11 protein-coding genes are annotated in these 15,713 nt (G+C 33.4%); 10 read left to right on the forward strand and 1 reads right to left on the reverse strand.

Translation table 11 applies throughout. The features are described from left to right. Positions 1–65: 65 nt before the first annotated feature. Complete coding sequence (locus tag J8L88_RS22260; RefSeq protein WP_027392247.1) at positions 66–1,133, reverse strand: hypothetical protein; 1,068 nt, start codon at positions 1,131–1,133, stop codon at positions 66–68. A 140-nt stretch (positions 1,134–1,273) separates the two neighbouring features. On the opposite strand from J8L88_RS22260, the gene J8L88_RS22265 reads away from it, so the two are divergent. From J8L88_RS22265 to J8L88_RS22310, 10 genes are all read left to right on the forward strand, one after another. Next, positions 1,274–2,173 (forward strand): ABC transporter ATP-binding protein, encoded by a 900-nt coding sequence (locus J8L88_RS22265; protein ID WP_027392248.1) that lies wholly within the window; start codon positions 1,274–1,276, stop codon positions 2,171–2,173. Positions 2,174–2,177: 4 nt separating this feature from the next. Beyond that, positions 2,178–3,017, forward strand: a complete 840-nt coding sequence (locus J8L88_RS22270; RefSeq protein WP_027392249.1) for an ABC transporter permease — start codon at positions 2,178–2,180, stop codon at positions 3,015–3,017. A 27-nt stretch (positions 3,018–3,044) separates the two neighbouring features. After that, a complete protein-coding gene (locus J8L88_RS22275; RefSeq protein ID WP_211061889.1) occupies positions 3,045–6,464 on the forward strand; it encodes a T9SS type B sorting domain-containing protein in 3,420 nt (1,139 codons plus the stop codon). 77 nt (positions 6,465–6,541) lie between these two features. Next, positions 6,542–9,022, forward strand: a complete 2,481-nt coding sequence (locus J8L88_RS22280) for a T9SS type B sorting domain-containing protein (protein ID WP_211061891.1) — start codon at positions 6,542–6,544, stop codon at positions 9,020–9,022. 81 nt (positions 9,023–9,103) lie between these two features. Next, on the forward strand, positions 9,104–11,110 hold the full coding sequence (gene uvrB / locus J8L88_RS22285; protein WP_118389745.1) for an excinuclease ABC subunit UvrB: 2,007 nt from the start codon (positions 9,104–9,106) through the stop codon (positions 11,108–11,110). A 73-nt stretch (positions 11,111–11,183) separates the two neighbouring features. Then, positions 11,184–12,200, forward strand: coding sequence for an adenosine deaminase (locus tag J8L88_RS22290; protein ID WP_211061893.1), 1,017 nt, complete (start codon positions 11,184–11,186; stop codon positions 12,198–12,200). After that, positions 12,197–12,778 carry a pyridoxal 5'-phosphate synthase gene (locus tag J8L88_RS22295; RefSeq protein ID WP_211061895.1) on the forward strand — a complete coding sequence of 194 codons (582 nt, stop codon included), beginning with the start codon at positions 12,197–12,199 and terminating at the stop codon, positions 12,776–12,778. Before J8L88_RS22290 ends, J8L88_RS22295 begins: the two co-directional genes overlap by 4 nt. Before the next feature lie 107 nt (positions 12,779–12,885). Further along, a complete protein-coding gene (locus J8L88_RS22300; RefSeq protein ID WP_211061897.1) occupies positions 12,886–13,686 on the forward strand; it encodes a DUF3050 domain-containing protein in 801 nt (266 codons plus the stop codon). Next, positions 13,674–14,132 carry a hypothetical protein gene (locus J8L88_RS22305; protein ID WP_118389741.1) on the forward strand — a complete coding sequence of 153 codons (459 nt, stop codon included), beginning with the start codon at positions 13,674–13,676 and terminating at the stop codon, positions 14,130–14,132. Before J8L88_RS22300 ends, J8L88_RS22305 begins: the two co-directional genes overlap by 13 nt. A 263-nt stretch (positions 14,133–14,395) precedes the next feature. Continuing rightward, positions 14,396–15,691: a serine hydrolase gene (locus J8L88_RS22310; protein WP_118389738.1), complete on the forward strand. Its 1,296-nt coding sequence runs from the start codon at positions 14,396–14,398 to the stop codon at positions 15,689–15,691. Positions 15,692–15,713: the final 22 nt, after the last annotated feature.

The raw sequence follows: 15,713 nt of genomic DNA on the forward strand, positions 1-15,713 counted from the left end.
GACTTCTGACTTCTGACTTCTGACTTCTGACTTCTGACATCGGTCCTCCGACTTCCGACTCCCAATTATCCTTCCAACAATCGTTTCATATTTACATTTTCATAATTACGCTTCACGAAATCCAACGCTGTTTTTAAAACTTCTCCCATCGACTTACTTCGCCTAAATTTTAAGTCTAGTGTAAAATTATATAAATGCTCTCTTAATTCTTTTAAGTTTTTTTCTGTAGAAATAGTGTCTTCGCACATACATTTCACAAGGGTTTCATAACGGGATCTAGAATTCAATATTCGCTTTGCAAGAATAGAACGTTCTTCTTTTTTATACTGCTCTATAGAACTAGGCTGAAGCTTATTCATCACAATATCTACCATATCAAAATTCTCTTTAAAAAACTGTGGTTGATATACTTTTAACTTCCCTTCGAAACATTGTTGATCAAAATCTATAGCCCTTATTTTATATTCTACATGATCAAAATCATGGATAGGGATAATAACATAATTATATGATCTCATATCTCCTAATAAACGCATCTGGCAACGTTCATTAAACTTCACAAACTCTTTTGCTATTTGGGATTTAGCCTGATCACTTAAATCCGGTAGAAAATCTTTAATAAATACATCTCCAGGAATACCTGCAATATGCTCTTCTATAAGTGTATTTTTATATACTAAAAAGTTAATTCTATTGGGCGAAAACATATGCTCTAGTTCCAATCCGTAGATACGAGAAGCATCTGCTTTCTTAACATAAATATACGTATAGTTATCATTCAGTATATTCCGAACTCGAACTCTAAAAGGCTTTGAATTTCCAAAGGTGCAATAGTCAATTGCATCGATATTAAGAAACTCTATAGCATCTTCATTTCCATCAGAATGTAATATCGTATATACTTTTTTTAAACTAGATTCAATCTCTGGCCGCTCATGCTCTTCATAATACACGCGAACCCACAAAGTATCTTCGTCATTACTATCATAAACAACTATGGAGCCAGAAAACCTCAACAAATCATCGTAAAATACTGGAATCTTTATTTTACGATTACATTCTTTTAAATAACGATCCAAACTATCATTAATTGGATAGGTAGGTTTCTTTTTAGACATTAACTTTTCTTCCATATTCAGCTGCTTTCGGATAGCAATTTACGAAAGAAAAGGTTTCGAAATACAATATTCAATTACTAACAAACCACAACTTTATTGTAACAAAACTTAATACCGGTCGTCTAGTTTAATATAACCACCAAAAATAATCACAATTGGAAACCATTCTAACTTTAAAGAATCTTACCAAAAGATTCGGACCAATAACAGCCGTCAATGATCTTTCCTTTACAATTAAAAAAGGAAACGTATATGGTATTTTAGGACCTAACGGAAGCGGTAAATCAACTACTTTAGGAATTGTTCTTAATGTTGTCAATAGAACTTCTGGAGATTTTACCTGGTTCGACGGATCGTCGTCCACCCATGAGGCACTAAAAAAAGTAGGAGCAATTATTGAGCGCCCTAATTTTTATCCCTATATGACTGCTGCTCAAAACTTAAAGTTAGTATGTCAAATAAAAGAAGTAGCAGCTGATAAAATTGATGAAAAACTAGAACTTGTTGGTCTTTTAGATAGAAAAGACAGTAAGTTCAGAACTTTTTCTTTAGGTATGAAACAACGATTAGCAATTGCTTCTGCATTGCTAAATGATCCAGAGATCCTTATTCTGGATGAGCCTACAAATGGATTAGATCCACAAGGGATTCATCAAATCAGAGAAATTATTAAAGTAATTGCATCTCAAGGTACTACAATTCTTTTAGCATCTCACCTCTTAGATGAAGTAGAAAAAGTATGTAGTCACGTGGTTATTATTAGAAAAGGAGTGAAATTATATTCTGGACCGGTTGATGAAATGAATGCAAGTCATGGTTTCTTTGAATTAAACAGTAATCAAAATAGCATCTTAAAGAAGTGGTTATCTGAACAAAGTACTTTTGGTAATATTAAAGAAGAGGACGGCAAACTGATCGCTTTTTTAAATAGTGAATTAGATGCCGAAAGTCTTAACAAACAGCTATATGACGCTGGTATTACTCTGACACATCTTGTAAAGCGTAAAGAAAGTCTAGAAGAACAGTTCTTACAATTAACCAACAACTTAAACTAAAGCCATGTTACGATTACTCAATATAGAATTTCAGAAATTACGATATAATAAGTCTGCGAAAGTACTGACTATAACTTATTTTGTATTAATACTCCTTATTTCTCTTATAGCATCTTATGAATTTAGTTTTGGAGGAGTGAATTTTCGTTTAGCGGATCAAGGGATCTTTAATTTTCCATATATATGGCATTTTAATGCTTGGATTGCTGCTTGGTTAAAGCTTTTCTTAGCCATAGTTATTGTATCTATTATGGCGAATGAATACTCTAATAGGACATTAAAACAAAACCTAATAGATGGCTTAAGCAAAAAAGAATTTCTTGCTTCTAAGTTTCTTACCGTTGTTGTTTTTTCATTAATATCTACCATTTTTTTATTCTTAGTATCTCTAATTCTAGGATTGATATTTTCTGATTACAATGAGATTTCAATTATATTTTCGGATTTAGAATTTATTTTTGCTTATTTCATAAAATTAGTTGGTTTCTTTTCTTTCTGTATGTTTTTAGGAATACTTATCAAACGTTCAGCTTTTGCTCTTGGTTTTCTTATTTTTTGGCAGCTAATTGAAGGCGCTTTTAGATTATTTTCTGGTTTAATTAAATGGAAATTTGATTCTGATATCATAGATAAAATTATACCTTTTTTACCTTTAGATAGTATGTCTAATCTTATTAACGAACCAATAACTAGATTAAATTTTATACAATCTGCAGCTAATCAACTAGGAGAAAACTTTCAAAGAGACTATGCTGTACACTGGTATGAGATACTAATTGTGTTAATCTGGACTGTAATATTTGTTAGACTTTCGTATTATCTTCTTAAAAAGAGAGATTTATAATATCTTTGGGTTTTTGGAACTCAACTCATGAAACACATATCGTTCATCTTTTTCCTTTTATTAGGAGCTTCAGTATTTTCGCAAGGAGAAGCTAATAACTGGTATTTTGGACAAAATGCGGGAGTCAACTTTAGTACTACACCTCCTACTCCACTTACAGATGGTAGGATAAGTACTTTAGAAGGATGTACAACAATATCTGATGCTACTGGAAATCTTCTTTTTTATACAGATGGTTCGACTATTTATACGCAGAATCATAGTATCATGTTAAATGGAGAAGATCTAAGAGGAGATACTTCGAGTACCTCATCTGCATTGATTGTCCCTCAGCCAAACACTCCTAATATTTATATTGTTTTTACTGTAGATGAGCCTCATCATTTTAATGCAGATGGAGATTCCAACACCAATGATGGAGATGGAGTAAATGATGGACTATTATATTCGGTAGTAGATATGTCGTTAGATGGAGGAAATGGGGCTGTAATTTCTGGTCAAAAAAATCTTCCGCTAATAACGTATGATACTTCTGATTCTTTAGAAAGCTTATACAGATGTTCAGAAAAAATAACAGCGGTAAAAAGTGACGATTGTGATTCTTTTTGGGTAATTACTCATTTTATTGATACCTATTATGCATTTAGTGTTGATCAAACAGGTGTTAACACTACTCCCGTTACATCACAGGTTGGAGTTACTGTTCCTATTTCTGGATACCGTCGTAATGCATTAGGTTACCTAAAAGCCTCTCCGGAAGGTGATAAATTAGCTGTAGTTCATTTTGGATTGACTACTGTAACTGGAGGTGATGGGCCTGGCAAAGTATTGTTTTATGATTTTGATAATAGTACAGGAATTGTAAGTAATGAGATAGAATTATATGATGGTGATGCACCTTACGGTATTGAATTTTCACAAAGTGGTCAACGTTTATATACTACAGTTGGTATTGGAGACGGAGGATTTGGCAATGGTTTTCTTATGCAATTCGATCTTACATTACCCGACAACCAAATCGCCGCTAGTGGCACTCGAATTTTAAATGAGAACGGACAAGACAATTCTAATTTTAGTGCGGGAGCATTGCAATTAGGACCGGACGGTAGAATCTACAGAGCTTTATATGATTTTGATTCTGGAACTGGAAATTATCTTGGAGTTATAGAAAACCCCGAAGAATTAGCAACAAATATCAACTATAGTGATAGAGGGTTATTAGTTAACACAGATGGAAGAAGAGGATCCAGAATAGGACTTCCTCCTTTTATCCAATCTATTTTTGCCCAGTCAATTGATATCATAAATAATGGTGACGTAAATAATGTAAACCTTTTACTTTGTGAAGGAGACACATTTAGACTTGAATATCAAGATATCTCTACAGCCACATATACTTGGTATATCAATGATGTAGCAGTCACAAACACTCCTTATTTTCTAGACATTACAACCACTGGTAATTATAGATTAGAAGTTGATCTAAATGATGGAAGTTGCCCTTTAATTGGTGTTGCTAATGTGACATTTTTTGAAGTTCCTACCATTCAAAACACACCAATGAATGAAATCATCTGTGATGATAATAATGATGGGGTAACAAGTTTAGATCTCTCTATTTATGATTCCTCTATTCTCGGAATGCAGGATCCTAGTCAGTTTCAAATTCGTTATTTTAGATCGATTGCCGATGCTGATGCTGATATAAATGAGATATCTGGAAATTTCGTAACAGAAAACAACCCGCAAACTATTGCTATTAGAATTGAGAATATAGAAAATATAGTCTGTTATAATACATCTAGTTTTCAGGTACAGATTTTTGATGGACCTACAGCTTTTAATACTAGTCCAATAGTTGCTTGTGATAATGCAGATGATGGAGATGACACCAATGGAATGATTACATATGATCTAACCACAATCAATTCTGACATTTATGGCAGTCAAAATATTTCTGATTACAACCTTAGTTATCACGCTACATTAATTGATGCCGAGAATAATACGAATCCATTTTCGGATCCAACAAATGTAGTATTATCAAGCGCAATGACTTCTATATTTGCCAGACTTGAAAACATCTTGAACACAGCTTGTTTTGATACTACAGAAATTCCTGTAACCGTTAATATATTACCCGTTGCCAATAATTCTTCTCTATCACAATGTGATGAATATCTGAACACAAATGACGGAATAACATCATTCAATTTAAATCAAGCAATAAATCAAATTACTGGTGGATCAACAGATCGTACGGTATTATTTTTTGAGGATATGGTATCTGCCGAAACTGGATCCCCTGTTATTTCAAATACAAATACTTTTATAAATACAATTACTAATCAACAACTATTCGTAAGAGTAATAGATGATATTACGGGATGTTTTAGAACAACTACCTTAGATTTACTAGTAAGTACTACATCCGCGAGTGATGCTGTTTTAGCAGTTTGCGATGATGACGGCATAGAAGATGGTTTTAGAGAATTTGATCTTACACAAGCAAACCCTCAAGTCTTGCTCGGAATAGCAAGTCCCAATCTTTCTGTTTCATATTATGAAACTAATGAAAATGCGCTAAGTGAAACTAATGAAATTGTATTTTATACCAATACAACTCCAGGAACTCAAGGACAAGACATTGTTTACGCCAGAGTAGAAGACAATCAAAATCAGTGTTATGGTATTAATGAAGTGCAATTATTTGTAAATCCTCTGCCAGATATTGAAGAATTAGCTGAAGCTTTTTTATGTGAAGGCACTAATGTTACTATTAACTCAGGATTACAATCCGGAAACTCAAGTAATTTCGATTATTTATGGTCTCCAAATGGCGAGACTACAGAAAGTATCAATGTATCTCAAGAAGGAACATATACTGTTTCAGTTACAAATCAAACCACAGGATGTTCTAAAGATAGAATGGTAACTGTTACAAATTCTTCTCCAGCGACTATTATACAACCTATTGAAATTAATGATGCATCGGACAACAATACAGTAACGATAAATGTTTCAGGATCTGGAGACTACGAATATGCAATTGCTTTTAACGATGCTAACATCCGAACGTATCAAGATAGTCCAATCTTTACAGATGTTCCTCCAGGATTCCACACGGTATATGTTAGGGACAAAAATGGTTGCGGACCAGAAGCCTCTCAAGCTATTTCTGTAGTTGGTTTTCCCAAATATTTCACACCAAATGGAGATGGTTTTCACGAAACTTGGAACGTAAAGGGAATATCTGCTCAAGTACTTGGAAACTCTATCATTTATATTTTTGATAGAAGTGGGAAATTATTAAAACAATTAGTTCCATCTGGAAATGGTTGGGATGGAACATATAGTGGCTCCTTAATGCCTTCCAGCGAATATTGGTTTCGTGTAGAACTAAGTGATGGAAGAATTCGAAAAGGAAGTTTCTCTTTGATAAGATAATACATCTACAAGCCTTTTCTTCTTCTATAAAGCTATGGTATATTATTAGTATATTCGTGGCTTAACAGAGATTGTAGATGGTAAAAAAATTACACTTCACTTTATTACTTTTTATATTATGCTTTAATGGATATGCACAAAACGAGCCTACGGATTGTATAAATAGCATTATTGTTTGTGGAAATACAAATTTAGAGCTTAATTCTAACGGAGTTGGTACTAATGATTTTGCTTTACCCGGCAATTTCCCCCCAGATTGCGCATTTGTGGAAAGTCAAAGCTTGTGGATTAAAGTGAATATAGTCCAGTCCGGAACGTTAGCCTTTACCATAACACCAGAATCTAGTAGTACTGGTGAAGATTATGATTTTGCTGTTTACGGCCCCAATGTCACCTGTAATGCACTTGGTACTTCTATTAGATGCTCATCTACTAATCCTCCAGCGGCTGGAGTATCTACTTTAACAGGACTTAATGACACTGAAACAGAAACTAGTGAGGGACCTGGTAGTGAAGGAAATGGATTTGTAAGATCTATAGATGCTCTTGCAGGAGAAGAATATTACATATTAATCGATAACTATTCGCAAAATGGTGGTTTTGATTTAGAATTTACAGGAACAGCACTTCTGCCTGATAGCCCTCAAAATGATTCTGGTACTTCTACTAGTTTAGACCTTACAGAATGTGATATCGTTACAGATCCTAATGACGGAATGACAAATTTTGATTTAGAAAGTAATACTGCAGCAATTCTTGGAACTCAAATAAATACCATTATTACGTATCACGCTTCTGAAGAAGATGCCAGCCTAGGAAATGGGGCATTAACAAGTCCTTATCTCAGTACACAAAACAATCAAACCATTTATGTAAGAATAGAAAATACAATCACAGAATGCTTTGTAGTAGACACCTTTCTTTTAATAACAGATCCTGGTCCCCCTATAGCTATTCCTACTCCATTTATAGTATGTGATACTAATGATGATGGTAATGACACAAATGGATTTGTTTCTTTCTTATTAAGTAATAAGGATTCAGAAATTCTTAATGGATTAAATCCAACGGATTATACATTAACCTATCATCTATCTCAATCTGACGCTGATGCAGGAACAAATATTATTGATAAAACAACGCCTTATATTAACATTTCTAATCCACAAACACTTTTTGTTAGAGTTCAAGAAAATACTTCCTTACTTTGTTTAAGTACCACTAGTTTTGAGTTACAAGTTGATCCACTTCCTGTTGCAAATGCTTCTACACTTACACAATGTGATGAATATAATAATCCAACCGATGGTATTACTCTATTTAATCTCAATCAATCAATTGATCAAATCACTAATGGCAACCCTAATCGAACAGTTACATTTTTTGAAGACCTAACAGCAGCTAATATGGGAGCACCCTCAATTACGAATACAGATGCTTATCAGAATTCAACAACAAATCAACAACTATTTGTTCGAGTTACTGATGACACCAATAACTGTTTTAGAATTATTACTTTAGATCTTCAGGTAAGTATCACTACTGCCAATAATGCTTCTATAGCTGCATGTGACGATGATGGTATTGAAGATGGTTTTACAGAATTCGATTTAACACTTGCCAATGCTCAAGTACTTTTTGGAATCAATAACCCTAATTTATCAGTTGTCTACTATCAAAATATTGATGACGCTTTAAGCGAAACTAATCTCATAACCTCATATACTAACACTACCACAGGAACCCAAGGAACGGATATTGTTTATGCTCGTATAGAAGACAATCTAAACCAATGTTATGGTATTAATCAAGTAGCACTTTTTGTAAACCCTTTACCTGATATTGAGGAATCAGCAGAAGCTTTTTTGTGTGAAGGTAGTAATGTAACTATCAATTCAGGGTTACAATCTGGAACCTCTAATAACTTCGATTATTTATGGTCTCCAAATGGCGAGACTACAGAAAGTATCAGTGTATCGCAAGAAGGAACATATACAGTTTCGATTACCAATCAAATCACCGGATGTTCTAAGGATAGAATAGTTTCAGTTACAAGTTCTTCTCCAGCGACTATTATACAACCTATTGAAATTAATGATGCTTTGGATAACAACACGGTAGCTATTAATGTTTCAGGATCGGGAGACTACGAATATGCAATTGCTTTTAATGATGCTAATATCCGAACGTATCAAGATAGTCCAATCTTTACAGATGTCCCTCCAGGATTCCATACAGTATACGTAAGAGACAAAAATGGTTGCGGACCAGAAGCCTCTCAAGCTATTTCCGTAGTTGGTTTTCCTAAATATTTTACTCCAAATGGAGATGGTTTCCATGAAACTTGGAACGTGGGCGGAATTTCATCGCAGGTTTTAGGTAATTCGATTATTTATATTTTTGATCGAAGTGGCAAGTTGTTAAAACAGCTAGTCCCATCTGGAAATGGCTGGGACGGAACTTATGGAGGAACACTTATGCCATCAAGTGAATATTGGTATAGGGTAGAACTTAGTGATGGAAGAGTACGAAAAGGCAGTTTTTCATTAATACGATAAACTTTCCCTAAAACTTCGATTCATCATAAAAAATCATAGTAGTATTCTTTATCTTTATTCAGAAAAGACAGTCTATATATAATGAAGTTCGAACTCAAGTCAGATTTTAAACCAACAGGAGATCAACCTGGAGCTATAAAGCAGCTTGTTAATGCCTTAGAAGCAGGAGAAAGATACCAAACATTACTAGGAGTAACAGGTTCTGGTAAAACATTTACAGCGGCTAACGTTATTTCTGAAGTACAACGCCCAACATTGGTATTAGCACATAACAAAACATTAGCAGCTCAATTATATTCTGAGTTTAAACAGTTTTTTCCAGAAAATGCTATAGAGTATTTTGTTTCTTATTATGATTATTATCAACCAGAAGCATATATCCCAACAACAGGTACCTATATCGAAAAAGATTTATCAATTAATGATGAAATTGAAAAGTTAAGATTAAGTGCTACTTCTTCCCTGCTTTCTGGGCGAAGGGATGTACTAGTAGTTGCTTCAGTTTCTTGCTTATATGGTATTGGAAATCCTGTTGAATTTCAAAAGAATGTAATCTCTATACAACAAGGGCAATTTGTATCGAGAACTGCCTTGTTACATAAACTAGTTCAAAGTTTATACTCTAGAACTGAAGGAGAATTTAATCACGGTAATTTTAGAATTAAAGGAGATACTGTAGATATTTATCCTAGTTATGCTGATGATGCATTTAGAGTCCATTTTTTTGGTGATGAAATAGAAGAAATAGAAGCTTTTGATGTACAAACTAATGAAATTATAGAAAAATATGATCGCCTAAATATATATCCTGCTAATATGTTTGTTACCTCTCCAGATATATTACACGGAGCAATCGATCAAATCGCATTAGATCTAGGTAAACAAGTAGAATATTTTAAAGAGATTGGAAAGTTTCTTGAAGCTAAAAGACTAGAAGAACGCACTAATTTTGATTTAGAAATGATCAAAGAATTAGGATATTGTTCAGGAATCGAAAACTATTCTCGCTACCTGGATGGTAGAGAGCCTGGAACCAGACCATTCTGTTTATTAGATTATTTCCCAGATGATTATTTAATGATCGTAGACGAAAGTCATGTAACGATACCACAAACACATGCGATGTATGGAGGAGATCGATCAAGAAAAGAAAACCTTGTAGAGTATGGTTTTAGACTACCAGCCGCGATGGACAATCGTCCTTTAAAATTTGAGGAGTTTGAAGCTCTTCAGAATCAAATAATTTATATCAGTGCAACACCGGCAGATTATGAATTACAAAAAAGTGAAGGTACATATGTAGAACAAATTATTCGTCCGACAGGATTATTAGATCCAATTATAGAAGTACGTCCAAGCCTTAATCAAATTGATGATTTAATTGAAGAAATGCATAAGCGTATTGAAAAAGACGAACGTATATTGGTTACTACTCTTACCAAAAGAATGGCCGAAGAGTTAACAAAGTATCTTACCAGAATTGATATTCGTTGTAGATATATCCATAGTGATGTAGATACATTAGAACGGGTAGAAATAATGCAGGATTTACGAAAAGGGCTGTTTGATGTATTGATTGGGGTTAACCTACTTCGTGAGGGATTAGATCTTCCCGAAGTATCCTTAGTTGCTATTTTAGATGCTGATAAAGAAGGCTTTCTACGTAATAATAGATCGCTAACGCAAACCATAGGGAGAGCTGCTAGAAATGTCAACGGATTAGCTATCATGTATGCGGATAAAATTACAAAAAGTATGCAAGACACTATTGATCAAACTAATTATCGTCGAGAAAAGCAAATTGCTTATAACACCAAACACGGTATTACTCCTAAAGCAATAAAAAAATCACTGGATAATGCGCTTGCTGGTAAAAAAGTAGAACCGTATCAATTCGAAACTGCTCCATCATTGCAAGCGGCAGAAGAAGAAACTGCTTATTTTACAAAGGAACAATTAGAAGCTCGAATTCGCAATGTGCGTAAAGAAATGGAGAAATCTGCTAAGGAACTAGATTTCATGACTGCTGCAAGATTACGAGACGAAATAAAAATGTTACAAGCTAAAATTCAGGATCAAAAAGTATAATGCAGTTGGCAATATTCTTAGAATTAGATAACTGTTATTTACTTAAACAATAAACTAAAAAAATAGAACGAATATGGTTTCCATAGAAAGATTCATAGAAGGCATTCCGAAAACAGAATTGCATTTACATATCGAAGGAACTTTTGAACCAGAATTAATGTTCGAAATAGCAAAAAGAAATCAAAAGAAGATTCCTTATGATTCTGTTGCAGCTTTAAAAAATGCATACCAGTTTAATAATCTACAAGAATTTCTGGACATCTATTATGCCGGAGCTAATGTATTAATTAAAGAGCAAGATTTTTATGATCTCACTTGGACTTATCTTACTAAAGTTAGCGAACAAAATGTGGTTCACGTAGAAATATTTTTTGATCCTCAAACACACACAGATCGAGGAGTATCTTTTGATACTGTTATCAAAGGAATTTACTCAGCTCTCGAAGACGGAAAAAAGAAACTAGGTATTACATATCAATTGATTTTATCCTTTCTAAGACATTTAGACGAAGCTTCTGCTTTTAAAACCTTGGATCAAGCTTTGCCTTACAAAGATTGGATTAGTGGAGTTGGATTAGATTCATCTGAAGTAGGCAATCCTCCTTCAAAATTCGAAAGAGTATTTGAGAAATCTCGAAAAGAAGGATTTCTTACGGTAGCACATGCTGGAGAAGAAGGGCCTGCATCATACATTTGGGAGGCATTAGAACTATTAAAAGTCACTCGAATTGATCATGGTAATCGTTGTTTAGATGATGACAAATTAGTAGACAAATTAGCTACTTCTCAAATACCTTTAACGTTATGCCCTCTTTCTAACTTAGAACTAAAAGTAGTCTCTGACTTGAAGCAACATCCAATAGTCAAAATGATGGACAAAAATTTACTTGTAACTGTAAACTCTGATGATCCTGCTTATTTTGGGGGGTATATGAATGAAAATTACATCGGTATTGCAAATGCTTTAAATCTTTCAAAAAAGCAAATAGCTGATTTAGTCAAAAATAGTTTTAAAGCGAGTTGGTTACCTGATCAAGAAAAAGAAAAAAGAATATCAGAAGTTGAACACTATTTGATAAAAAACTCATGAATATAGATCCTTTCCAATTATTTACTAAGTGGTATGCCGAAGAGCTTGAAAAAAGCACTAACAGTCTTCCTGCTGCTTGTTGCATATCTACCATTGGATTAGATGGATATCCTAATGCTCGATTTGTGTCATTAAAAGAACTCAAAAATGACACCTTTATTATTACAGGACCGCTTCAATCAAGAAAAGGATTAGAAATCGAAAAATCATCTAAAATAGCAATTACTTTTTGGTGGGAAACTACTCAACGACAAATACGTATCCAGGGGAATGCTACTAAAATAAACGAGGAAGAAGCTATATCATATTTTGACCCAAGAACTAAAAAATCTAAAATTATATCTATGATTAGCGAACAAGGCAATACTATTGAAAACATAGATGTGCTTAAACAAAAATTTTCCGAAGCAGAATCAATTTATAAAAATAACGATGTTGTAAAACCTGAAAACTGGGGAGGATACGCTATACAGCCTATTAGAATCGAGTTTATGGAATTCAAGACGAATAGATTTCATCAAAGAACTCTTTTTCAATTGAATAATAAGATATGGAAAACAACAATATTGCAACCATAATCATTAATAAACACATGATATCCAACAATAATATAAGTCTATAATAGAAGTAAATATAAAAAGTATAGAGTGAATATTTTTGCAATTACTAATAAGTACCAAAAAAAATGGATAAAATTCAACATATAGAAAATGAAATTTCTGAATTGAGAAATCAGTTGCAGAATCATCAACTGTACAAAAACTTGAGAACAATAGATGACATTAAAACCTTTATGGAAAATCATGTATTTGCCGTTTGGGATTTTATGTCACTTTTAAAAAGCCTTCAAATAAACTTAACGAATGTTCAAATTCCTTGGACGCCTTCAAATAATCCAACACTTTCAAGATTTATAAATGAAATTGTCCATGGAGAAGAAAGTGACATCAATGAAATGGGAGAACCAAAAAGTCACTTTGAAATGTATTTGGACGCTATGAATCAAGTAAAAGCTAATACAAATGAGATTAATGAATTTATAACAAAAATTGAATCTGGACATTCGGTTTTATATTCATTAAATGAAATTAACATTGATAAAAGAGTAGCAGATTTTGTAAAGTTTTCATTTTCTATTATTGAAACTAACAAACCTCACTTAGTCGCTTCTTCTTTTACATTCGGACGAGAAGACCTCATCCCAGATATGTTTATAGAAATATTGAAACAGTCTGATTCCGAAAACAATACATACAATAAGCTTAAATACTATCTAGAAAGACATATCGAACTTGATGGCGATGAACACGGCCCTCTGTCACTTAAAATGGTAGAAGAACTATGTGGAAAGGATGAGCAAAAATGGAATGAAACATTACTAGTGGCAAAACAATCCCTAGAAAAAAGAATCTCACTTTGGGATGCTATAAATGATTTAATTATTCAAGAAAACCTGTTTATACAATTTGAAAAATGGAGATCATAATTGCGAAAGGTAAAAACAGAAATATGCTGACTTGCATAAGAGAAGATGGGACTTCTACAACTATAAATCTCGGACCAGATATACCAAATCACGATATTGCCCATTATGTCGTTGAAAAAAAATTCCATTTAAGAAATGGATTTTATGGAAAAATTCAATCAGGAATGACTATACAAGAGTTATCTGACAAAGAGGTTATTAAGAATCTTGGCGCAGAAACCTGGTTATCTGAAATTATGGCTAGAAACTTACAGTCAATAGGCTCTGGAGCTGCAAAAACAGAAGAATTCATTGAATTAATAAACTGGGAAGCTAAAAAAATTGATGGAATTAAAGTCCCAAAAATGAATCTAACAGATATTGAAAAAATAAAAGAAAATTTTGATCAACTCTGTAAAAAATGGAATCTGATTCCTGAAAGTGATGAGCTAATACTATTATTCTAATAAAAGATGATTCACTAAGAAACTGCAATTTTTAGAGAAAGAAATTACAACAGTATTGTTTATCAAATTAAATGGTTCTCAAAACCAAAAAAAAGCTGGTAAAAAACCAAACAAAGACCATATTATCATATAGTTATAACAAAAAATAACAATTTAAAATTTCGCAAATATTCCCTACCTTTAACAGTAACGAAAATACTCACACATCTTTTGTTAGGCACTCTACTCAAAAAGGTTCCATACAAATCAAACACTTCGTTGGTATGAAAAAGGCTTTTTTTTTAATATTACCTATCGCAATTATCTTTAATGTAAACGCTCAAGAATACTTAAGTGCAGAAAAATCTGATCCTATCAGAATGGGATGGATGCAAGGGTATCCTCCTCCTAAAGAAAAAACAATCTCGGCCTCTGACGGGAGTTTTTTTAAATTTCCAGCACTTAGATATAGTGTTTGTCATATGCGAAAATTTCTGCCTACTACAACAGTAAAAGCAGCTGCATCCGATAGGTATCAATTCGAAACAAAATTAGACCCTAAAATAGATTCAATAGAGTTCACTCCTTTAAACAGTAATAAAAAAATGAGTTGGTTGATATCTTTGAATGAGAATTATACCGATGGAATCTTAATAGTACATAAAGGCATTATTGTCTATGAAAAATATTTTGGAGCACTAAAAGAAGATGGTTTACATGCTGCTATGTCCGTGAGCAAAACATTCACAGGAACACTTGGCGCAATGCTAGTTACGGATGGTGTTTTAAATGAAGATACTACCGCTGTAAATTATATTTCAGAATTTAAAAATTCTGCGTTTGAGACCGCGACGATCAGAGAAATACTAGATATGCGCACTAATCTTAAATATAGCGAAGACTACTCGGATCCCAATGCTGAGATTTGGGCTTTTTCTGCTGCTGGAAATCCATTACCCAAACCAAAATCATATACTGGTCCAACAAATTATTACGAATACTTACGAACCGTAAAAAAAAATGGTGAACACGGAGAAATATTTGGTTACAAAACAATTAACACAGATGCTATGGGATGGATTATTTCTAGAGTGACTGGTAAAAGTATTCCACAATTATTATCAGATAAAATCTGGAAACCATTAGGAACTCATTACGATGGCTATTTTCAGGTTGATGGTTCCGGAATCGCATTTGCTGGAGGAGGGTTTAGTGCTAATATGAGAGATCTGGGCATGTTCGGAGAAATGATTCGCAATAAAGGATATTTTAATAACAAACAAATATTATCTCGCGAAACGATAGAAAATATTATGAAAGGTGGTAACCAGGAATCCTTTAAAAAATCAGCGTATAGTTCTTTGACTAATTGGAGTTATCGAGATATGTGGTGGATAACTCATAATGAACATGGAGCATTCGCAGCTAGAGGAGTTCACGGACAAACCATTTATATCGATCCTAAAGCGCAAATGGTTCTAGTCAGATTCTCATCTCATCCTGAAGCAAAAAATTCGAAAATAGATCCAACTTCGTTACCAGCGTATCATGCAGTTGCAAAATATTTATTGCAGAAATGAGGATATTTAACTTTAAATTCTT

Origin of the sequence: Aquimarina sp. MMG015 (assembly GCF_018100855.1) — a bacterium.
In the GTDB taxonomy this organism is placed as follows: domain Bacteria; phylum Bacteroidota; class Bacteroidia; order Flavobacteriales; family Flavobacteriaceae; genus Aquimarina; species Aquimarina latercula.

Excerpts from the sequence above, each read along its gene's own strand:
- J8L88_RS22260 (WP_027392247.1), bottom strand. The coding sequence starts at position 1,133 with ATGGAAGAAAAGTTAATGTCTAAAAAGAAACCTACCTATCCAATTAAT.
- J8L88_RS22270 (WP_027392249.1), top strand. The coding sequence starts at position 2,178 with ATGTTACGATTACTCAATATAGAATTTCAGAAATTACGATATAATAAG.
- J8L88_RS22275 (WP_211061889.1), top strand. The coding sequence starts at position 3,045 with ATGAAACACATATCGTTCATCTTTTTCCTTTTATTAGGAGCTTCAGTA.
- J8L88_RS22280 (WP_211061891.1), top strand. The coding sequence starts at position 6,542 with ATGGTAAAAAAATTACACTTCACTTTATTACTTTTTATATTATGCTTT.
- uvrB (WP_118389745.1), top strand. The coding sequence starts at position 9,104 with ATGAAGTTCGAACTCAAGTCAGATTTTAAACCAACAGGAGATCAACCT.
- J8L88_RS22290 (WP_211061893.1), top strand. The coding sequence starts at position 11,184 with ATGGTTTCCATAGAAAGATTCATAGAAGGCATTCCGAAAACAGAATTG.
- J8L88_RS22295 (WP_211061895.1), top strand. The coding sequence starts at position 12,197 with ATGAATATAGATCCTTTCCAATTATTTACTAAGTGGTATGCCGAAGAG.
- J8L88_RS22300 (WP_211061897.1), top strand. The coding sequence starts at position 12,886 with ATGGATAAAATTCAACATATAGAAAATGAAATTTCTGAATTGAGAAAT.
- J8L88_RS22305 (WP_118389741.1), top strand. The coding sequence starts at position 13,674 with ATGGAGATCATAATTGCGAAAGGTAAAAACAGAAATATGCTGACTTGC.
- J8L88_RS22310 (WP_118389738.1), top strand. The coding sequence starts at position 14,396 with ATGAAAAAGGCTTTTTTTTTAATATTACCTATCGCAATTATCTTTAAT.